Origin of the sequence: Phyllobacterium sp. NPDC097923, assembly GCF_044760925.1 — a bacterium.
Lineage (GTDB): Bacteria > Pseudomonadota > Alphaproteobacteria > Rhizobiales > Rhizobiaceae > Phyllobacterium > Phyllobacterium calauticae.
Genome location: NZ_JBIWBL010000001.1, coordinates 1,053,776 through 1,073,566 on the forward strand (window position 1 = coordinate 1,053,776; position 19,791 = coordinate 1,073,566).

Here is a 19,791-nt window from a genome sequence, read left to right on the forward strand (position 1 = left end):
CAGAAAGGGCGGCTCGCGAGAGCCGCCTTTTTCTATGACCGGCTGCTCTCCAGTGCCGCACCGAGAGTGGCCAGCAGATCCCTCGACGCGGCGATATCCTCAAGCCGCATCCCGGCGGACAGCGCATTCACCCATTCGGCCTGGCGCTGCATCAGCGCCGCATAGGACGCAGCCCCCTCAGACGTCGGGCTGAGCAGGCTGGCGCGGCGGTGCCGCGGGTTCGAGCCGTAGGCCGCAAGCCCGTCATGCACCAGCTCATCGGCCAGCCGCTGCACGCTCTGGCGTGTCTGGGCGAGGTGGCGGGCGACATCCGCCACGGTTGCGGCCTCCTGAACAATCGCGCCCATGACCTGCCAGCGAGCGGCGGTCAATCCGAACGGCGCGCTCAGCCGGTTGCCGGCCTCGGTCAGGCGGCCGGCGGTTTGCAGGATGTCCCAGACGAGCCGGCTCAATTCTTCGCCCTGAGGGGTGCGCATGCTGATCTCCCGAATTTCCAGCGACATATTGACAGCATGTTGTCAAAATGCAAAATTGACAGCACATTGTCAACTTGAGGTATAGCATGACCCCGCCTGAACTTGTCAAAGGCCTGTATGAGGATTGTCTCAATCCGCGCCTGCTCGAGCGGCTTCCGGAGTATCTGTCGGAGGGTTTCGTCGGCGCCGGCGGCGAGCAGGGGCCGCAAGGCTTCCGGCAGACCGTCGAACGGATGATCACGGCGTTTCCCGGCCTGCGGTTTGAGCTGGAAGACCTGTTTGCGGCGGGAGACAGGGTCTGCGTGCGCTGGCGCTTCGAGGCGGCGCATCTGGGACCGCTGTCGGGTATCGCGCCCACCGGCAAGACTGCGGTTCAGCAGGGAATCGCCATCTATCAGGCGCAGGATGGCAAGCTGATCCGGGCATGGCTGCAGGTCGACCGCCTGGGTGTCCTGCAGCAGATCGGGGCGGTAACGCTCTGACGGAAAGGGGCGTGCCAGACAGACCAAGACGTGCACGGTAACCGGCGGTGTCCGAGCATCTGCACTGCGGGATAATGGTCTTGGAGGGCAAGGGTGGAAAATGGCGGAGAGGAAGGGATTCGAACCCTCGAGACCGTTTAACGGGCCTACTCCCTTAGCAGGGGAGCGCCTTCGACCACTCGGCCACCTCTCCAAGGACGCTGACTAAAGAGGAAACCCTTTGTTGGCAAGGCCTTTGTGTAAGTTTTCTGATTTTTCTATTTTGCAGTTCCGAGCCGTGGAAAACGGAACGAAGCGGTCATGGTCAGACACAAACGGCACAAAATTGGCGCAAGCAAATCACCGTTTGTTCTTGCGGGTTTTGCCCGAAACCACCCGGTTTGCCACCTCCCGGTCGGCATCGCCGTGGATATAGGTGTCGAGCAGCAGCCCCCGGCTTTTGGAGCCGCCCGAATTGGTGGCTGGTCAGTTTTGGCGGCCCGAATCCTTGATGGCTTTGTTAAGCGGCTTCGCAATCGAATGCCTGCTGGCATACCCAAACACGAGACGCGGATGTCGATCACTGATGCTGGCAAGATCGGCCGTCTAAAGCGGCTCAGCGATCTCGTAACCAGACAGGACCGCGACCTACTTGCTGTATTTCTCGCAGATATTCTTCCTATGAGGATCTCCGTATTCCTCGCAATTATAGCCGCACTGATAATCGCCGCGGCCATTGACCTGGATTTCGTTCATCTTCTCTTTCGCAGAATCCAGGCAGTACGACACGGACGTGAAATGCGGCGTTACGACGAATTTTGTTCGGTCGGTTCGATCCGGGTAAACAATGGCAGACCACCCGGCAGGGCGGTCATCACAACCAGCCAGCAAGAGAAGAGTTAGGAAGAGTAGAATTCTCAATATAGCGTTTCCAGTTCCTGTTGATCTTCATTGAGAATTTAACCGTCACTCATTTATGTTCTGGGTCCGGGACGCCGTCAAAGTTTTTCTCATACACTCAAACATTCCTTCCATGCGGATGGGACCTTAGAAGACACGCGGCGAGCTTTCGCGAGCAGGGGGGCGGCAAGAGGGTCTGGAAGGTTTTTACAGAAAACCAAACTGCCGGCACTTGCTGAGAAAGCTTTTCACCGGCTCGGCGTTCATTGCCGGGTCACGTGCAAAATTCTCGCAGACGGTGCGAACCTTCTCGGTTTCTCCCACTTTTGCTCCGGCGGCGTCATAAAATGCGTTCTCGGCATCCCGCATTGGCTGCGTTTGTTCTTTCTGCTCCCTGTGTGCGGCATTGTATGTTGCCGCATAAAAGGCACCTCCCGCGACAAGCACGATACACGCAGCAATAATCAGGTACTTCATCTGGTTGCCCTTTGTTCTCCCGCATCCCGGTACAGCCTATCCGATCCGGGAATGGCACGCCATGCGCGATACGCATCATGCATAGGCGACCCAGCCCCGAAAGCTGAAAGCCGCATAAAACAGCTCGACGCGCGCAAAACCCGCCTCGATCAGGATTGCTTCGTCCTGCTCGGGCGCAAGAATGTGGGTTTTTGTGTCGACAGCCTGCTGCATGCTCGCTGCCTTTTCAGGATCAAGCCCGGCCGCGACCGCAAAGGCGGCGTAGCGCGATAGCCATGTTGCACGCGCGCCGTCGCCTTGCGGGAAACTGAGATGGGCGGTGACGAACGGCGCGCCGGGCTTGAGGCGGCGCCTGACTTCGGTTGCCGTACGCTGCCGCTCATCCATATCCATGAAATGCTGGGTCAGCAGGCACGTCGCCGCATCGTAGGGGCCGTCAGGCGCATCGCCGATATAGCCCTGCTGCAGCCGCGCCCGTGCGGCCAGCGGCCCCAGCGTCCGTTCGGCCAGATGGAGCATCTCGGCGGACGGATCGATGCCGTCGAAGATCCAGCCCGGATGGGCCTGCGCAAACATCTTCAATTCCAGCCCGCCGCCAGCGCCAAGAACCAGCACCCGGGCATCGTCAGGGGCACGTTCGGCCAGCAGAAGCGTGGTCATGCGCTGCATGGCATCAAAGCCGGGCACGAAACGGGTCGGTCCGTCGGCATAGCGCGCCACGGCCTGCGGATCGGAAAATGGAGTCATTGCGCTTGCGCCTCCCGCGGGTATGGCATCGGTTTGAACATCCGCCGGACAGGGACTGCGCCCGACAACCGGTTTGCAGATTTCATGGCACTTTATATGTTACGTGATATGGCGAAATCAAGACCTGGAGCCATTCTGCCAGCGGGCCGGCACCGTCGCTCCGTTGATGCGCCGGCGGAAACCGCTTTGTCCGTTGACAGCCAGCCACTGGCTGCATCAGTGCCTGCGCATCGTTCCGATGCCTGAGGGGTAAAGTGCGGCGCAGCACAGCCCATGTATTATCGGACGCGTGGAATAATTTTTTCTTGGCAGTTTTACTGACACAGGAACGCAATTCTTGCCTGTATCTTGTTTTGCCCTCTTGTCTTGTGATTTTTTTTGAGAGACGTAATATATGCGCTGATTCACGGTGATTTTGAACATGTCGAGGTTGGGTATACTTGACCGACGCTGTTGCAAAGCCGGAAATGAGGCCCGGCAGGGGGGGATCATCGGGGGATGAATTGCCGAGCCTCACGTTGCCCGAAGGTGACAACGTGCGCTTGATACCATCAGAAGCTGAGGGGGAGATTATCCCAACCTGAAGCGAAACTGAGGGAATCACAGTGATGAGTCAAAAGGCCTGGACCCGGCGCCGTGCGCGGGGTCCAGGCTTTTTCCGGGGTGGCAGACACTGCCAAACCATTCAAGCCCCACGCATTTTCAAGAACAAAATGCCTATGTTTAATTTTGTGTTTCTTCTTCCCGCGTTTTTTGTATCGTGTGCGCCAGACTCGTCTTATTCAGGAACCATGAGGGCAGAGATGAAATCTTGGCGTTCGGTTGGTGTTGGAGCGCTGGTCAGCGCGGCAGTTCTCGGGTTTTCTTCCGGTCAGGCAATGGCCGCCAGCAAGGCCCATCCCTTCATATATTTTGCCACCACGGATCCTTTCCTGCAGCCCGGAGAGGCGCCGACGCGCAATGATGTCACGCTGCTGGGCGGACCATTCGCACGCGATACCGCGGGCAGCGCCATCCATCTTTTCAATGTGGACTACACCAAGAACTATCTGGTCGGTGTCACCTATGGGCGCGATGTCTACAATCTCGGATCAGGATTTCAACTTGGCGGCGTCGTCGGTGTCGCGTTGCGGTTCGGTGAGGACGACGACACGTCGGGCGAGATCTGGACCGGCGTCCGGCTGCGCCACCAGGGCCTCGTTATCGGCAATGTCGTGATCTCCCCGGCATTCACGGCCGGCTTCAGCGCGGTGACCGGCGAGACCCAGATCGAGAAGGAACGCGAACTGCGCTATAATGGCGATGCTTCCTTCCTTGGCTTTCTCGGGCCGGAACTTTCATTTCGCTGGGGCGGCGCGCCTAACCTTGAAGTGACGTGGCAATTGCATCACCGCTCAGGTGCCGGCGAAACCTTCGGCAATATGGGGGAAGGTTCAAACGCCAATACGATCGGTATCCGTTATCGCTTCTGAGGCCGTTTGCCGATCGGGCGCGGTGCAGGCTGCGAACGCGCCGGCCTCTGATCGCATGGGGCAGCCGCGAATATCCGGCTTTTCCGTGCCGGTCGTCAATTCTGCTCCAGCACGACAACGCAGGGATCGAGATCATGCGTTGCCAGATGCGCGTACCGCATGGTCATCTGCAACGTCTGGTGGCCGAGCCAGATCTGCACGCGCCTGATATCGATGCCGCCGCGCACCAGCCGCGATGCGCAGGTATGGCGCAAAATATGCGGCACGACCTGATCGTCTGTCCCCAATCCGACCTCGGCCTTGGCTTCATTCCAGATGGCACGGAAGCGCGGCTGATCGTGCATGGCAAACGGACCCTTCAAGCGCCCGCGTGGAATCTGGGTGACGTCATGGGCGCGCCGGGTCAAAGGCACCGTCCGGCTGCGCCCGGATTTTGTCAGCCAGAAGGTCGAGCGGTTTTCCTGCAGATCGTTCCAGTTCAACCCGATCGCCTCGCCGAGCCGGCACCCCGTATCGACGAGAAAGATGCTCAGGCGGTAGCTGTCTTCGCATTTGGCGCGAATGGCCGAGAACAGGCGGGCCTCTTCCTCCAGTTCGAGAAAGCGAATCCGGCCCTGTCTTTCCTTTTGCCGCCGAAACTCGGGCAGGCTGTAAATATCGCCCATCTTGTAAGCTTTCCGAAGCAATTTGCTCAAAGCAGCCATTTTGCGGTTGATGGTTGCATTGCTGTTGCCGCGCTCGCGGAGCGTGCCGATCACCGAATCGAGCATGTCCTGGGTGAAGACACTGAACCGGTTGCCGGCCAGAATCTCACTGGTCTCGCCCAGGAAGGATTTGACATTGCCCTTGTGCGAGCCATCGTCCCAGAGAATCCCGATATAGCGCGCTGTCAGCTCGTCCAGTGAATGGTCCCTGACCACGCGATTGCCGGTACGGTCCGCCGCTGCGTAGGTGACGTTGTACTGAAATCGAACCGGGAAGTCCGTGTCTGCCTGTTTGGCACCCATCGAAGAAATTGTCATAGGGATCACGCTCTAAATCAGAAAAATATGCATAAGTAAAATATGCAACGAGTTGTAATCGTCTTTCTGAAAAGCACAATCGGGTGGGGAATAGCACTTTAGGATAATACCATCCCGTTCGAGGAAGCCTTGCACAGCATCCCCAACAGCCCGTTCCCAGCGATATTGCCTCGACATTTCCAAATCTCCTCGGTCCGCGACCGCTTTGCTTTCCTTTCCTGCTAAATGTCTGTGCGCCGTGCTGACGGACGCTGAAAATGGATTGATGAAAATGAATTTGGGAAAATCCAGCGCCGGTCAATTCCGGCGCTGGGTCGTGATCTCAACTTGACGATTGCTTAGAAATTACGCTGGAAACGCAGGATACCCTGAAACGCATCGCTCTTTTTGGCGTCCTTATAGTCTTCCGTGAAATGCGTGTAGTTGACTTCAGGTGTAATCTTGAAGCCCGGCACCAGCTCATAGCCAACATTCAAAGCAGCCGCATATTTGCCGCCGTCTTCGTAGGCGATTTGGACGTTGAGCTTTGCTTTGTCCGAAGCTTGGTAAGCGGCGCCACCCCAAATGGCATAGTCGCCGGTCCACGTGCCGAAATAACCCGGCTTTGTGCCGTCAGACTTGTAGCCACCCATCACCCATGCAGAAAGGGTGCCGGTGAACTTTACATCCAGGCGAGCCTTTGCTGCCCATTCTTCGGTGACCGAATCATATCCGCCGACGACAGAAACAGTGCCCCAGCCCTGGGTGATCTTCGCACCCGCAACGATATGCGGTGTGTAGTCGTTGATCAGGAAAGCGTCAGAGCCCTGTTCAATGCCGAGAGTGGCCGAGAAGCCGGTGCCCCCAGTAAAGGTGTAGCTGATCTGGTTGGTGCCGTACGAACCTTCGGCCACCACGTCGTCGCTTATGATGTCTCCGAGATAATCAGTCCACGACGTGAACTGTGAATCCGCTATCCCGATGAGAAAACCGCCGAGCGATATTGTGGCTTCGCTCAGATCAACTGTCTTGGCATCTGCGCCATTTTTGTAGTTGAAGCGATATTCCGCATAGGACTTCAGGGTTCCGAGTTCTGTGTCCGAACGGGCGTCGAAACGCAAATCCCCACGGCTGCTGTCGTCCCATTTGCCGCGCTTCACGCCTTTGTAGACGTCATCACCGCCCTGCAGCGTGTTGCGGACGTAGCCGCTGACTTTCAGGCATGTCTCGGTTCCGGGGATGTAGAAGAAGCCCTTGCCGTATGCGTCGCAAACGCGAACATATTCGACAGCTTCCGGTTCGGCGACGACAACTGCATCGGCAGCGCGTGCGCCAGTGACTGCAACGAGAGCTGCAGCGGAGCCGAGTAGAAGGCTCTTGATGTTCATTTCTGACCTCCAGTCAAAGTTTGACGGAAGGCCAGGCGATTCAACGGATTTTTACCGGCGGGAAAGGCTTTAGTGCCCCACGGTTCCCGAGAACAAGTTGACGATGAGAACACCGGCGATAATCAGCGAAAGGCCGATGATTGCCGGCGTGTCGAGCGGCTGCTTGAACCAGAACCAGCCAATGGCGGCGATGAGCACGATCCCGGCGCCGGACCAGATGGCATAAACGATCCCGACGGGCATCGTCTTGACCAGTATGGACAGGAAATAGAAAGCCGCCGCATAACCGGCCAAACAGATCAGCGACGGCCAAAGCTTTGTAAAACCATCCGCTTGCTTGAGCGCCGACGTGGCCGCCACCTCGAAAATTATGGCTACAAAGAGATAGAAATAAGTCATGGCAAACCACCTGTCAGAATCAGTCCGTGCCGCATTTGATTCGATGCATACACTGTAAATATGCCGGTGATGCATGCCCGATTTCGAGTCAAAACACCGTTCCGTTTCCGCCATCGATGCAGAGAAATTGATGAAAATCCGGTTACCTATATTAATGAGTGGTAAAGATTTCGCCGGCGTCGCGACGTTTTCGTGTCATTTGTGCAACAGGGATAAGGCATAGAGGGGCCGCGGGGTGTGGATGCCGACATTCATGGTTGAAACCCCGGAGAGGGCGAGTATGTTCGGTCGCAGAGGAACGGCGTTGATCGCATTTCTTCTAGGACTTAGGGGATGGGGACAAGGTTGTCCTTCAGCCAAATTGGAATGCCCAGACCCATTTTTAACTTTGACTGGAGGTCAGAAATGAACATCAAGAGCCTTCTACTCGGCTCCGCTGCAGCCCTCGTTGCAGTAACTGGCGCACGCGCTGCCGATGCAGTTGTCGTCGCTGAGCCAGAAGCTGTCGAATATGTTCGCGTTTGCGATGCATACGGCAAGGGCTTCTTCTACATTCCTGGTACTGAGACCTGCCTGAAGATCGGCGGCTATCTGCGTTACGACGCCAAGGGCGGCGACAGCGTATACACCGGCGGCCACGTCAACCAGGGCAGCGATCCTAACGGCGACGGCACATACGACAAGCTGACACGTGCAACGATCCGCTTTGACGCCCGTTCGGAAACCGAACTCGGCACACTGCGTTCGTACATTGAAACACGTTTCAACTATAAGAACGGTTCCAACAACAGCTCCATTCCTCAGGCATTCATCGAACTCGGTGGTTTCCGCGTTGGTGTTGCTGACGAACTGTTCGGTTCGTTCACCGGTTATGCCGGCGACGTCATCAACGACGACGTGATCAACTATCAGTCAGGCACTTCCAACCAGATCAGCTACACATTCACAGCTGGTAACGGTTTCTCGGCGATCATCGCTGCTGAACAGGGTGAAGTTGAGTCGGACAACGATGGCGTTTCGCACGACTACCGCATCAACGACTACATGCCACACGTACTTGGTGGTGTGAAGTATGAGCAGGGTTGGGGCGGCATCTCGGCTGTTGCTGGTTATGACTCGGTTATCGAAGAATGGGCCGGTAAGGTTCGTTTGGACGTCAAGATCACCGACGCTGTTAAGGCATTCGTCATGGGTGGCTATCAGTCCAACTTCGACGACAACTACACGACCGGTCACGTCCGCAGCCTGAACTGGTTCGGCCGCTGGGAAGGCGACTGGGCTGTTTGGGGTGGTCTGTCCGCCAAGGTTTCGGATAAGGCAACTGTCAATGCACAGGTTGCATACGAATCCGAAGGCACCGTTGCTGGTACTTTGAACCTGGCATACGAGCTCGTTCCTGGCTTCACGATCACGCCAGAAATCAGCTACACCAAGTTCGACGGTCATCGTAAGGATGTATCGATTGCCAACGGCGGCAACGACGATGCATTCGGCGGCATGATCCGCTTCCAGCGCAACTTCTAATCCTTAACAGGATTGAGTTCATAAGACCCGGCAGCGCAAGCTGCCGGGTTTTTCTTTGTGGCGCGCGGCCAGTTTTCCGGCGTTCGCAGTTTGCCGCGGGGCGCCGTGTTGATATTCCCACCGACATCGGGCAAGACAGCATTCTGTTCGATTGCCGTAAGGGGAAAATGCCATCCATGTACATTGTTAAAAGCTGGTTCTGGCCTGGTCTGATTACCGTTGCGTGTTTGACAACGCTTGCCGGCTGGTTCCTTGCCGAGCCGATTGACCGCCAACTGACGGAGACCGTCGCTGCCGCATTGGAAGCGGATAACAGCTGGGCCAGCATCGAGGTGGACGGGCGCGATCTGACCCTCAAGGGGGTGGCGCCATCGGCCGAAGCCCTCGCATCGGCACTGAAAATCGCTGAAACGACCGATGGCATTCGCGTGGTCGAGAACGCAGCGACGCTTTTACCCCTGGTTGATCCCTTCAGTTTCGTGGTGACCAAGTCGGATCAGGGCATCCTTTTGTCGGGCAATGTCCCCTATGGCGATACACGCGCCAAGCTTCTGGCTGCGGCTGAAAATGCCATGCCGGGCATTGAAATCCTGGACGAAATGGCCGTCGCGCGCGGCGCGCCGCAGGGATTTGTCGAGCTTGCCAATTTCGCGCTGAAACAGGCATCGCAGCTGATCAGCGGTGAGGTCCGGCTTGCCGGGGAGACCTACAGCATCACCGGAACAGCCGCAAATGCCGCGGATTATGAGTCCGTCACCAACGCATTGAAGACACAACTTCCGGGTAATGGTAGGGTGGGCGAGGTGAAGCTGGCGCCGCCGCCGGCCGGCAATGCCGGGTGATTTCCCGGCGGGAATGCTGATCCAGTGCAATCAACGGGAGCGCGGACAATCATGTATCTCATCACGAAGCTATGGCTCTTTCTGTTGGTGGCCGCTCTTGTCGGTTTCTATGTCGGCTGGTCGACCCAGGGCGGCAAGCGCAACTGATCTGTGTTGAAACTGGGGTAACGAGCTGTGGTCATTTTTCTTCTTCAGGCGCTTTTGCTCATTTCAGCCGCGTTCATTGTCGGCGCCATTTTGGGTCATCTTTTCAAAAAGTTCTCTCCGAAAACCGATTCAGTTTCTCAAGAGTCGACGCGCGCCGCTGACGCCCGTCTCGCCGCCGCAACGCATGTACCGGTCACGCCTGCCAATGACGATGTGAGCAAGCCGCTGTCCGGTCCGGCAATGGTGCCGCCGGCCGAGCCTGTCCCGGCGATGGCATCCCCCGTCGCCGCGCGATCAAAGACGAAAGCTCCGGCCCAAAAGACCGTGGCAAAGACTGCAGGCAGCCGGGCGGTCAGAGTGTCTCAAGACGACACGCACCGCCCCGCTTTGTTGAAAAACGCGCGGCGGGGCAAGCCGGATCGCCTGTCGGACATCGAGGGGATCGGCACCGTGATCCAGTCGGAGCTCCATACGCTCGGCGTGTTTCACTTCGACCAGATTGCGGGTTGGGATGTCGATCAGGCTGCGTGGGTGAGCCGTGCGATTGGCTTTCCCGGCCGCGCCCATCGCGAAGGCTGGATGAAGCAGGCTGCCGATATGATCAGGCAGGCAGGGGACGTCCCCGCCAAGGCAAAGACTGCGGCCAAGGCCAAGCCCAAGGCAGCACCCAAGAAGCCTGCAAAGAGCGGCTAGTCCGCGCGCAAATCAACGCCTGCGCAAAACGCGGCGATCAGCTCGGGCATGCGGCCTGTCTCCAGCAGCGGCGCATGGCCCTGACCCGCAACATTGAACACCTGCAGCGCGCTATGCCGCCGCGCCATCTCGTCAACGGTTTCCTGCGCCAGCAAAGTGGTGTTTTCGCCCCGGATCAGCAGCAGCGGCAGGTCTTTCATCAGTTCGAACTGGGCCCACAAATCCGGCAGTTTTTGCGAATAGTCGATGTTCTCCATCGTCTTGCGGAGATTGGGATCGTAATCCGGGCGGATCACACCGTTGTCTTCGCGGTAGATCATCCGGGCAAAACGCTGCCAGTCGTCCTGGGTCAGGGCAGGGAAGGCTGCTCCGTGCACCGACCGTTGCAACTCTACCGCGTCATTCCAGTCGCCGGGCTGGCGCGTGCCATTGAGATAGGCGCTGATCTGCTGCAGGCCCTCGACCGCTATCTCCGGCCCGATATCATTGAGAATGACGCCGGCGAGAAGCTGTGGCGCGATGGCTGCCAGAATATGCGTGATCAGCCCGCCGCGGGATGTGCCGAGAAAAATCGCCCGGTTGATCTGCAGATGGGCAAGACCGGCAATGACATCGCCCGCTTCCATCCCGATATTGTAGTGCGACCAGTCCGGATCATAGGCTGACAATCCGCGTCCGCGGTAATCGACGCTGATCACCGGGCGTGGCGTCTGCGGGTGCTGCGACAATGACAATGCGAGGTCGTGAAAGTCGCGGCTGTTGCGGGTCAGCCCGGGCAGGCAGACGACCGGCAGGTTGTCGCTTTTGTGCTCGGGCTGGTAAAGCCTCATATGGAGATGCAGGCCATCGGGGGCGTCGAAATGAATGTCGCGCAATAAATCGGCCAATCCGCAATCCTGTTGTTGAGTGTAGAGCCCGGCTAACGCTGCAGCCGTCCGGCGGTCAGATCGCTCTCGATCTGGGCCTTGCCATAGAGCCGCGATTTGTAGACCTCGTAGTTCTCCATGACGCGCTGCACGTAATTGCGGGTTTCCGTGTAGGGAATGCGCTCGATCCAGTCGACGACCTCGTCGACGGATTTGCCGCGCGGATCGCCATAGCGCGAAACCCACTCATTGGCGCGGTTGGGCCCGGCATTGTATCCGGCAAAGGTCAGGACGTAGGAACCGTCGAATTTGGCGATCTGTTCGCCGAGGAAGCGTGCACCCAGGGTGGCGTTATAGGCGGCATCGCCGGTAAGCCGGTCCTTGGAATAGGAAATTCCGGCGCGCTTGGCGACGTCCTTGGCTGTGCCGGGCAGCAACTGCAACAGGCCGCGCGCGCCCGCGCTGGAAACGGCGCTGGCGTTGAACTCGCTCTCCTGCCGGGCGATGGCATAGGCAAGGGCAGCACCGGAACCAGAAATATTGGCATTGCCGGGGATGGCGCCGATGGGATGCGACAGGGCGCCGACGTCGATGCCGCGCTGCGCCGCAATCTTGCCGACGCGCAGGGCGACGAAGTGATTGCTCGTGCGTTCCGCCATGACCGCCAGCAATGCCAGTTCGCCGGGACTGTCGAGTTCCTGGCTCAGGCTGGCGTACAGAATGGCGGCGCGCTGCGCATAGCCGGTGTCTTCCAGGCGCTGGATGGCGCGCACGGCTTCGCGCTGGGCAAAACGGGCGCGATCCGCATCGCTCGGGCGCGGATAGGGCAGTTGCAGGCTCGCCTGTCCGAGCTTGGCGGCGGCCAGCTGGCCATAGAATGTCGTGCCGAAACGCGCCGCACGGCTGTAATAGTCACGCGCATTGCCGCCCGCGCCCGCTTCGGCGGAACGGCCCAGCCAGTAATAGGCGCGCGAGGCGGACATGGGCCGCGACGAAATCTCGGCGATGCGGGCGAAATGGCGCTGCGCCGTCTGCGGGTCCTTGAGCGCCCGCAGGGCATACCAGCCCGCATGGAATTCCGCCTCGGCGGCGACGGACGGGGTTTCGGCGCTGTGCATGGCCGCGATCTTGTAGGCGCGCGTGGCATCGCCGATATCCAGCAGCTCACGCGACAGCACGCGCCGTTCCACCCACCAGGCGTCCGGGTCAATCAGCGATGCCGCATCGCGCGGTGCGGTGGCCAGCACATCGGCCGCTTCCTTGAAGCGTTCCTGGCGGCGCAGATACTGCGCCTTGGCAAAGATGTAGGCCGGGTTCGATTGCCAGGAGCCGGTGACAGCCGCCAGTTTCTGCGCCGCATCCGGCGATTTCTGCAGAACCGCGGCAAAGGCCTGATAGAGCACGTCGGCATTGGCAAGCTTGGCGACGCGGCCGGCGGATTTTGCCTTGCCTTCGTAAAGCATGGTCAGCATGCGCACCAGATGGTCTTCGCGCGGAATGACCTGCGCAAATTCCTTCAGGATCGCCGTTTCCTGCGCATCGTCCAGCTTCTTCGTCCGCCAGAAGGGGCCGAGAACCTGGCGGGCACGGGTGGTGTTGCCGGTGGCGACAAAGGCGCGGGCCAGGATGATGGTGCCTTCGGCCGTCTGCGGCGGGGTGCCGCCAAAGGCATTGATCACCGTAGCCGCCGGCGGATTCTCCTTGAACAGCGCCCGTTCCGAATTGTTGCGGAAGGTCGCCATGCCGGGCCAGCCCGGCAGTTCCGCTGCCGCATGGGCGATTTCCGAGCTGGGAACACCCGGCGCATTCGACAGGCCGATAGCCCAGGTCAGGATATGACGGTCCAGCGCGTCGGCCGGCAGTCCGTTGCGGATACCGAGAGCCTGCTGCACGTCGCCGCCCGACAGGGCATCGAGGCCGCTTTTGAGGCTGCCTGCAATGGCCGACGGTTTCGACGGCTGAGCGATTCCCGCCGTGGTCACCGGATCGGGCTTGGCCATGATCTGTGCTGCGGGGCTGGTCCGTGTCTGGGTGGGGGCAAACGGTTTGAGCGTTGGAATGGGCGGCGTTGAATTTTGCGCAAACGAAGCCGTCGTCACCAGCAGCGATGACGCGAGAAGAACATGACGCAAAACAGAAGTTCTCAGCATTCAGGCAACCAATTTAATCGAAAGGATCACGCGCAGCCCCGGATCCAGAACTGTTGGATCAGATAATAGTGGCGGACGTGTGAAGGCAATCTTAACGAAAGGTTAGCATGGTCCGTTGGTTCTACGCAAAACATCAATTGTATTGCTGTTTTTCATCACGGAAATCATCTTGCCCGGCGAAGGTTGCACGACTATGGTGCGCCACCTCCTGGTTGGCGCCATGCTGGCCCGGCCTTGATCTAACGTTGTTTTCTTGGAGTTCACCATGCTGAAAGGCTCAATCACCGCTCTCGTCACGCCATTCGACCAAAACGGGTCGTTTGACGAGAAAGCCTTTCGCGCATTCCTGGCCTGGCAGCTCGCCGAGGGCACCAATGGTTTCGTGCCTGTCGGAACGACGGGCGAATCGCCGACGCTGTCCCATGCCGAGCACAAGCGCGTGGTCGAAGTCTGCATTGAGGAAGCCAAGGGCAAGGTGCCGGTGATTGCCGGTGCGGGCTCCAACAACACACGCGAAGCCATCGAGCTGGCGCAGCATGCGGAAAAGGCCGGAGCGGACGCGATTCTCGTCGTCACGCCCTATTACAACAAGCCGAACCAGCGCGGCCTCTATGCCCATTACAAGGCCGTGGCCGAATCCGTCTCGCTGCCGATCATCATCTACAACATTCCCGGCCGTTCGATCATCGACATGACCCCGGAGACGATGGGCCAGCTGGCGCATGACTTCAAGAACATTGCCGGCGTGAAGGATGCGACAGGCAAGATCGAGCGCGTTTCGGAACAGCGCATCACCTGCGGTCTGGATTTCATCCAGCTGTCGGGCGAGGACGCGACGGCGCTCGGCTTCAACGCCCACGGCGGTGTCGGTTGCATCTCTGTCACCTCGAACGTCGCGCCGCGCCTGTGTGCCGAATTCCAGGCCGCGACCCTGCGGGGCGACTTCACCGCGGCACTCGCCATTCAGGACCGCCTGATGCCGCTGCACAAGGCGCTGTTTATCGAACCAAACCCGACAGGTCCGAAATATGCCCTGGCCAAGCTCGGCAAGATGAACAATTCGGTGCGTTCCCCGCTCGTCCCGATTGAAGCGGCAACCGCCGAACGTATCGATCAGGCGATGAAACATGCGGGTTTGATCAACTGACAATTGAGGTCGTACACTCATAAATCTGGTCGAAATGGACCATATCCTGCGGACGCCGAAACGGCTGCAAGCTGCAGTGTCGAGCCGCTCGGCCGGGGGAAAGACCCCGCCCTTCGCGCCTCTCCTCGCATCTTCTTGCCGTTTCAGGCGCCATTTCGACCAGATTTGTGAGTGTACGACCTACTTGCAAAGCATTATATAGGCCTCATGAACAAGCCCAAAGCTGCCAAAAAACCCATTACGGTTCGCAAGGTCATTGCCGAGAACCGCAGAGCGCGTTTCAATTTCGAGATTCTCGACACGATGGAGGCTGGCATCGTGCTGCAGGGCACGGAAGTCAAATCCCTGCGCAACAACCAGTCCAACATTGCCGAAAGCTATGCCAGTCTCGAAAACGGCGAGTTCTGGCTGATCAATTCCTATATTCCGGAATATCTGCAGGCCAACCGCTTCAACCACGCGCCGCGCCGCCATCGTAAGCTGCTGGTCAGCAAGCGTGAAATGGCACGCCTGGCGCAATCGGTGGACCGCGAAGGCATGACCGTCGTGCCGCTGAAACTCTATTTCAACGATCAGGGCAGGGCGAAGCTCGAACTTGCCGTTGCCCGTGGCAAGAAACTGCACGACAAGCGCGAGACGGAAAAGCAGCGCGACTGGAACCGTGAGAAGTCACGGCTGCTGCGCGACCGGGGCTGATTGCGTGGGTGCTTTGTACCCTTAAACCGAAGCATCCAGATGGGCGCGCACGGCGGCGAAGACGCTCTTGAACATGGGTTCGGTCAGGCGTCCGGTGTTCGTGTTGTAGCGCGAACAATGATAGCTGGAAAAAATGCGGATATCGCCGATATCGGACTGTCCGCCATGGCTGAATGGAAGTTTCGCCACCGGCTGCTTTAGCGACCGTATCGTCGATTGGTGCGCGATGGTGCCAAGGGTCACGATGGCGCGCAGGTTGCGGAACTGCTGGATGGTCGGCGTCAGAAACCGCCGGCAATTGTTGATCTCGCCGCCAACCGGCTTGTTTTCCGGCGGAACACAGCGAACGGCGTTGACGATCGCCGCATCGAGCAGTTCCAGGCCGTCATCCGGCCGGGCGGCGAATGTGCCGCGGGAAAAGCCGAATTCTGCCAGCGTGCCGTAAAGCAAATCCCCCGCATAGTCGCCGGTGAACGGACGGCCCGTCCTGTTGGCGCCGCGCAGGCCGGGCGCGAGCCCGATAATGAGCAGCTGAACCGACTCAATCCCACCCGCAGGCAGGAAGGCGGGGACCGGCGCATTGTGCCACGCCGGTTCTTTCACGCGCCATCCGGCGATGAAGTCATGCAGTCGCGGGCAGATCGGGCAATCGGGGGAAGGTTCGACACTCATAGGGCGCTAAAAAGCACAATGCCGCATGGTTTTCCATGCGGCATTTCCGAATCTTTCGACAAATATCAATAAGCGATTATTAGTAATCGACCTGTTCTTCTTCGACACGGCGCGGCGCGCGCTCCGATGCCTCGCGGCCGATTTCGGTGCGCAGCGATGTCAGGTCGATGAAATGATCCGCCTGACGGCGCAGTTCGTCCGATATCATTGGCGGCTGGGTCGAAAGTGTCGAGACGACGCTGACCTTGCGGCCCTTGCGCTGCAAGGCTTCCACCAGGGAGCGGAAATCGCCATCGCCGGAGAAGATAACAAAATGGTCCACCGTGTCCGTCAATTGCATGGCATCGACAGCAAGTTCAATGTCCATATTGCCCTTGATCTTACGGCGGCCAGCAGAATCGGTAAATTCTTTTGCAGGTTTCGTAACAACCTTATATCCGTTGTAATCAAGCCAATCGATCAATGGGCGTATCGATGAGTATTCCTGATCTTCTACAAGCGCTGTATAGTAATACGCGCGAAGCAAATAGCCTCTTTTCTGGAAAGCTGTAAGAAGTTTGCGATAGTCAATATCAAATCCCAGTACCTTTGAGGCTGCGTAGAGATTTGCACCATCGATAAACAAAACGATCTTTTCACGTGGATCAAACATAATAAGGTTCCATTTCAAAAAGGTGAGCTTCAATTTCAAATCAGCTAGAAGGTAATAAAGCTCGATCTGATCTTATACGAAAGTAGCATATTTACTACGTCGGGTTCGGTGAAAAGCCAATAGCTGGGCGGAAAATTTGTCCGAATTTTGGATAGAACCGCTCAATCTATGGTGATTGTTTTTTACTGTTAAACAGCCCGTGTCGAACCTGTTGACGGCTTTTGCTTGTTTTTTCCGTGTAACCGCGTTATGTCCCGCTTAATCCGCTAATTCAGTTAAAAATGAAAGGGGCAGCTCATGGCCCGCGTCACTGTTGAAGATTGCGTTGACAAGGTCGAAAACCGGTTTGAACTGGTTTTGCTCGCCAGTCACCGCGCGCGCCTGATTTCACAGGGTGCAGCGATCACCATCGATCGCGACAATGATAAGAATCCGGTTGTTGCCCTGCGCGAAATCGCAGAGGAAACGCTTTCGCCGGGCGACCTCAAGGAAGATCTGATCCATTCGCTGCAGAAGCATGTGGAAGTCGATGAGCCGGAAGCGGTTGCTGTGGTACCGCAGGTCACCTCCGGCGACAGCGAAGGCAATGAGATTGCCGAGATCGAAGCCGACGACAATGTTTCCTTCGACAGCATGTCGGAAGAGGAATTGCTGGCCGGTATCGAAGGTCTGGTAGCTCCGGAAAAAAGCGACGACTATTAATCAAATGTCGCGCTTTCAGCGCGACTGATTGCCGGTTCAGGCTATCGTGATGCGTCGCAGTCTTTCTGCGGCGCATTATTTTTGCGTCTTGGTAACGCAATTACCATATATCGCTCGATAATTTAGAGTTTTGGGTTTGGAGGCTTCCGTCCATGATGCGTCAGTATGAGCTTGTCGAGCGTGTTCAGCGTTACAAGCCTGACGTCAATGAGGCGCTTCTCAACAAAGCCTATGTCTATGCCATGCAGAAGCATGGTCACCAGAAACGCGCATCGGGCGATCCGTATTTTTCCCATCCGCTCGAAGTGGCCGCGATCCTCACCGACATGCATCTGGACGAGGCGACGATCGCCATTGCCCTGTTGCATGACACCATCGAGGATACCTCGGCGACGCGTCAGGAAATCGACACGCTGTTCGGGCCCGACATCGGCAAGCTCGTCGAGGGCCTGACCAAGCTGAAAAAACTGGACCTCGTCTCGAAAAAGGCCGTGCAGGCGGAAAACCTGCGCAAGCTGCTTCTCGCCATTTCCGACGATGTGCGGGTCCTGCTGGTCAAGCTCGCCGACCGCCTGCACAATATGCGCACGCTGCATCACGTGCCGCCGGACAAGCGTTTGCGCATTTCCGAGGAAACCATGGATATCTATGCGCCGCTCGCCGGGCGCATGGGCATGCAGGATATGCGCGAGGAACTGGAAGGGCTGGCCTTCCGCTACATCAATCCCGAAGCGTTCAATGCCGTGACCAACCGGCTCGCAGAGCTGATGGAAAAGAACCGCAGCACGCTGACGCAGATCGAAACCGATCTTTCCAGCCTGTTCGAAAAGCGCGGCATCAAGGCCAGTGTCAAAAGCCGGCAGAAGAAGGCCTGGTCGGTGTTCCGCAAGATGGAAAGCAAGGGGCTCTCCTTCGAACAGCTCTCCGATATCTTCGGCTTCCGCGTCGTCGTCGATACCGTCGCCGATTGCTACAACGCGCTTGGCATCATCCATACCACGTGGTCGATGGTGCCGGGCCGCTTCAAGGATTATATCTCGACGCCCAAGCAGAACGACTACCGTTCGATCCACACCACCATCGTCGGTCCGTCGCGCCAGCGTGTCGAACTGCAGATCCGCACCCGCGAAATGAACGACATTGCCGAATACGGCGTGGCAGCCCACTCGATCTACAAGGATCGCGGCAGCGCGCAGAACCCGCATGTCATTTCGACGGAAACCAACGCCTACGCGTGGCTGCGGCAAACCATCGAAGCCCTGGCGGAAGGCGACAATCCGGAAGAGTTTCTCGAACACACCAAGCTGGAGCTGTTTCAGGACCAGGTTTTCTGCTTCACGCCGAAGGGCCGGCTCATCGCCCTGCCGCGCGGGGCAACGCCGATCGATTTCGCCTATGCGGTGCACACCAATATCGGCGACAGCTGCGTCGGCGCCAAGGTCAATGGCCGCATCATGCCGCTGATGACCGAATTGCATAATGGCGATGAGGTCGAGATCATCCGCTCCAAGGCGCAGACACCGCCGGCCGCCTGGGAATCGGTGGTTGTCACCGGCAAGGCGCGCGCAGCCATCCGCCGTGCCACGCGCATTGCGGTGCGCAAGCAGTATTCCGGCCTCGGCACGCAGATTCTCGAGCGGGCTTTCGAGCGGGCGGGGAAAGTCTATTCGCGCGATGAACTCAAGAAGGGCCTGCCGCGCCTGGCACGCAAGGAGATCGACGATGTTCTGGCCGCCGTCGGGCGGGGTGAATTGCCGTCCTCCGATGTCATGAAGGCGGTCTATCCGGAATATCAGGACTCCAAGCCCAAGCCGACGCCGAGCGAACGCGAGGAAGGCTGGGTCAATTTCCGCAACACGTCGGGCATGATCTTCAAGATGCCGGAAGGCAGCGACGGCGCGGCGGGATGGGAGCCGGGCGGCCCGCATGCCCTGCCGATCCGCGGGGCAAGCCCCGACATGCCCGTGCACTTCTCGCCGGAAGGCGCGGTGCCGGGAGATCGCATCGTCGGCATTCTCCAGCCCGGTGCGGGCATGACCATCTATCCGATCCAGTCATCGGCGCTGATGGCCTATGACGATCAGCCGGAGCGCTGGATCGACGTGCGCTGGGATATCGACGAAAGCAGGCGCGACCGCTTCCCGGCCCGCATCAACATTTCGGCGATCAATGCACCGGGTTCATTGGCAGAAATCGCCGAGATCATCGCCGCCAACGAAACCAATATTCACAATCTCTCCATGGTCCGCACGGCGCCTGATTTTACGCAGATGATCGTCGACCTGGAGGTCTGGGATCTGAAACATCTCAACCGGATCCTGTCGAAACTCAAGGAAAGCAAGTGCGTCAGCGACGCACAGCGCGTGAACGGATAGAGGG

General features: G+C 58.4%; 20 protein-coding genes and 1 tRNA gene. 10 read left to right on the top strand and 11 right to left on the bottom strand.

Features of this window, described 5'->3' with window-relative positions:
• Window positions 1–32: 32 nt before the first annotated feature.
• Window positions 33–476, bottom strand: coding sequence for a MarR family winged helix-turn-helix transcriptional regulator (locus ACIQWS_RS05275; protein WP_403171185.1), 444 nt, complete (start codon window positions 474–476; stop codon window positions 33–35).
• Window positions 477–562: 86 nt separating this feature from the next.
• On the opposite strand from ACIQWS_RS05275, the gene ACIQWS_RS05280 reads away from it, so the two are divergent.
• Window positions 563–958, top strand: coding sequence for an ester cyclase (locus ACIQWS_RS05280; protein ID WP_403171189.1), 396 nt, complete (start codon window positions 563–565; stop codon window positions 956–958).
• A 101-nt stretch (window positions 959–1,059) separates the two neighbouring features.
• Here the strand turns inward: ACIQWS_RS05280 and ACIQWS_RS05285 are convergent.
• Window positions 1,060–1,151: transfer RNA gene (locus tag ACIQWS_RS05285), tRNA-Ser, on the bottom strand.
• Between the two features lie 107 nt (window positions 1,152–1,258).
• Between ACIQWS_RS05285 and ACIQWS_RS05290 the strand changes: the two genes are divergently transcribed.
• Window positions 1,259–1,840, top strand: a complete 582-nt coding sequence (locus tag ACIQWS_RS05290; protein WP_403171192.1) for a hypothetical protein — start codon at window positions 1,259–1,261, stop codon at window positions 1,838–1,840.
• 204 nt (window positions 1,841–2,044) lie between these two features.
• Here ACIQWS_RS05290 and ACIQWS_RS05295 read toward each other — a convergent pair whose 3' ends face one another.
• Both ACIQWS_RS05295 and ACIQWS_RS05300 read right to left on the bottom strand, forming a co-directional pair.
• Entirely contained in the window at window positions 2,045–2,314 is a 270-nt protein-coding gene (locus tag ACIQWS_RS05295; protein WP_403171198.1) for a hypothetical protein, read from the bottom strand.
• Between the two features lie 75 nt (window positions 2,315–2,389).
• Window positions 2,390–3,061, bottom strand: coding sequence for a class I SAM-dependent methyltransferase (locus ACIQWS_RS05300; protein WP_403171203.1), 672 nt, complete (start codon window positions 3,059–3,061; stop codon window positions 2,390–2,392).
• An 803-nt stretch (window positions 3,062–3,864) separates the two neighbouring features.
• Between ACIQWS_RS05300 and ACIQWS_RS05305 the strand changes: the two genes are divergently transcribed.
• Window positions 3,865–4,533, top strand: coding sequence for a hypothetical protein (locus ACIQWS_RS05305; protein WP_346306530.1), 669 nt, complete (start codon window positions 3,865–3,867; stop codon window positions 4,531–4,533).
• Window positions 4,534–4,628: 95 nt separating this feature from the next.
• Here ACIQWS_RS05305 and ACIQWS_RS05310 read toward each other — a convergent pair whose 3' ends face one another.
• The 3 genes from ACIQWS_RS05310 to ACIQWS_RS05320 form a co-directional block, all read right to left on the bottom strand.
• On the bottom strand, window positions 4,629–5,555 hold the full coding sequence (locus ACIQWS_RS05310; protein ID WP_403171207.1) for a tyrosine-type recombinase/integrase: 927 nt from the start codon (window positions 5,553–5,555) through the stop codon (window positions 4,629–4,631).
• A gap of 338 nt (window positions 5,556–5,893) precedes the next feature.
• Window positions 5,894–6,922: a porin gene (locus tag ACIQWS_RS05315; protein WP_403171210.1), complete on the bottom strand. Its 1,029-nt coding sequence runs from the start codon at window positions 6,920–6,922 to the stop codon at window positions 5,894–5,896.
• Window positions 6,923–6,991: 69 nt separating this feature from the next.
• A complete protein-coding gene (locus ACIQWS_RS05320) occupies window positions 6,992–7,321 on the bottom strand; it encodes a multidrug efflux SMR transporter (RefSeq protein WP_346306528.1) in 330 nt (109 codons plus the stop codon).
• 405 nt (window positions 7,322–7,726) lie between these two features.
• Between ACIQWS_RS05320 and ACIQWS_RS05325 the strand changes: the two genes are divergently transcribed.
• The 3 genes from ACIQWS_RS05325 to ACIQWS_RS05335 all read left to right on the top strand — a co-directional run bounded on the left by ACIQWS_RS05325 (window position 7,727) and on the right by ACIQWS_RS05335 (window position 10,527).
• A complete protein-coding gene (locus ACIQWS_RS05325) occupies window positions 7,727–8,845 on the top strand; it encodes a porin (protein WP_403171216.1) in 1,119 nt (372 codons plus the stop codon).
• A gap of 176 nt (window positions 8,846–9,021) precedes the next feature.
• Window positions 9,022–9,687 carry a BON domain-containing protein gene (locus ACIQWS_RS05330; protein WP_403171222.1) on the top strand — a complete coding sequence of 222 codons (666 nt, stop codon included), beginning with the start codon at window positions 9,022–9,024 and terminating at the stop codon, window positions 9,685–9,687.
• Between the two features lie 174 nt (window positions 9,688–9,861).
• Window positions 9,862–10,527 carry a hypothetical protein gene (locus tag ACIQWS_RS05335; protein WP_346306460.1) on the top strand — a complete coding sequence of 222 codons (666 nt, stop codon included), beginning with the start codon at window positions 9,862–9,864 and terminating at the stop codon, window positions 10,525–10,527.
• Here the strand turns inward: ACIQWS_RS05335 and ACIQWS_RS05340 are convergent.
• Together ACIQWS_RS05340 and ACIQWS_RS05345 are read right to left on the bottom strand one after the other, a co-directional pair.
• Window positions 10,524–11,357, bottom strand: coding sequence for an alpha/beta hydrolase (locus tag ACIQWS_RS05340; protein WP_346306479.1), 834 nt, complete (start codon window positions 11,355–11,357; stop codon window positions 10,524–10,526). The genes ACIQWS_RS05335 and ACIQWS_RS05340 overlap by 4 nt on opposite strands.
• An 89-nt stretch (window positions 11,358–11,446) precedes the next feature.
• A complete protein-coding gene (locus ACIQWS_RS05345) occupies window positions 11,447–13,543 on the bottom strand; it encodes a lytic transglycosylase domain-containing protein (RefSeq protein WP_346306461.1) in 2,097 nt (698 codons plus the stop codon).
• A 265-nt stretch (window positions 13,544–13,808) separates the two neighbouring features.
• Between ACIQWS_RS05345 and dapA the strand changes: the two genes are divergently transcribed.
• The gene (gene dapA / locus ACIQWS_RS05350) at window positions 13,809–14,690 is read left to right on the top strand and encodes a 4-hydroxy-tetrahydrodipicolinate synthase (protein WP_223611308.1); all 882 of its coding nucleotides are present in this window, start codon (window positions 13,809–13,811) and stop codon (window positions 14,688–14,690) included.
• A gap of 207 nt (window positions 14,691–14,897) precedes the next feature.
• The gene (smpB, locus tag ACIQWS_RS05355) at window positions 14,898–15,386 is read left to right on the top strand and encodes an SsrA-binding protein SmpB (RefSeq protein ID WP_105735936.1); all 489 of its coding nucleotides are present in this window, start codon (window positions 14,898–14,900) and stop codon (window positions 15,384–15,386) included.
• A 21-nt stretch (window positions 15,387–15,407) separates the two neighbouring features.
• Here smpB and ACIQWS_RS05360 read toward each other — a convergent pair whose 3' ends face one another.
• Window positions 15,408–16,058 (bottom strand): uracil-DNA glycosylase, encoded by a 651-nt coding sequence (locus ACIQWS_RS05360; RefSeq protein ID WP_403171347.1) that lies wholly within the window; start codon window positions 16,056–16,058, stop codon window positions 15,408–15,410.
• 79 nt (window positions 16,059–16,137) lie between these two features.
• Window positions 16,138–16,710, bottom strand: a complete 573-nt coding sequence (locus ACIQWS_RS05365; protein ID WP_223611306.1) for an NYN domain-containing protein — start codon at window positions 16,708–16,710, stop codon at window positions 16,138–16,140.
• A 297-nt stretch (window positions 16,711–17,007) separates the two neighbouring features.
• Between ACIQWS_RS05365 and rpoZ the strand changes: the two genes are divergently transcribed.
• Both rpoZ and ACIQWS_RS05375 read left to right on the top strand, forming a co-directional pair.
• A complete protein-coding gene (gene rpoZ, locus ACIQWS_RS05370) occupies window positions 17,008–17,412 on the top strand; it encodes a DNA-directed RNA polymerase subunit omega (RefSeq protein ID WP_223611305.1) in 405 nt (134 codons plus the stop codon).
• 152 nt (window positions 17,413–17,564) lie between these two features.
• Window positions 17,565–19,787, top strand: coding sequence for a bifunctional (p)ppGpp synthetase/guanosine-3',5'-bis(diphosphate) 3'-pyrophosphohydrolase (locus ACIQWS_RS05375; protein WP_346306464.1), 2,223 nt, complete (start codon window positions 17,565–17,567; stop codon window positions 19,785–19,787).
• Window positions 19,788–19,791 lie beyond the last annotated feature (4 nt).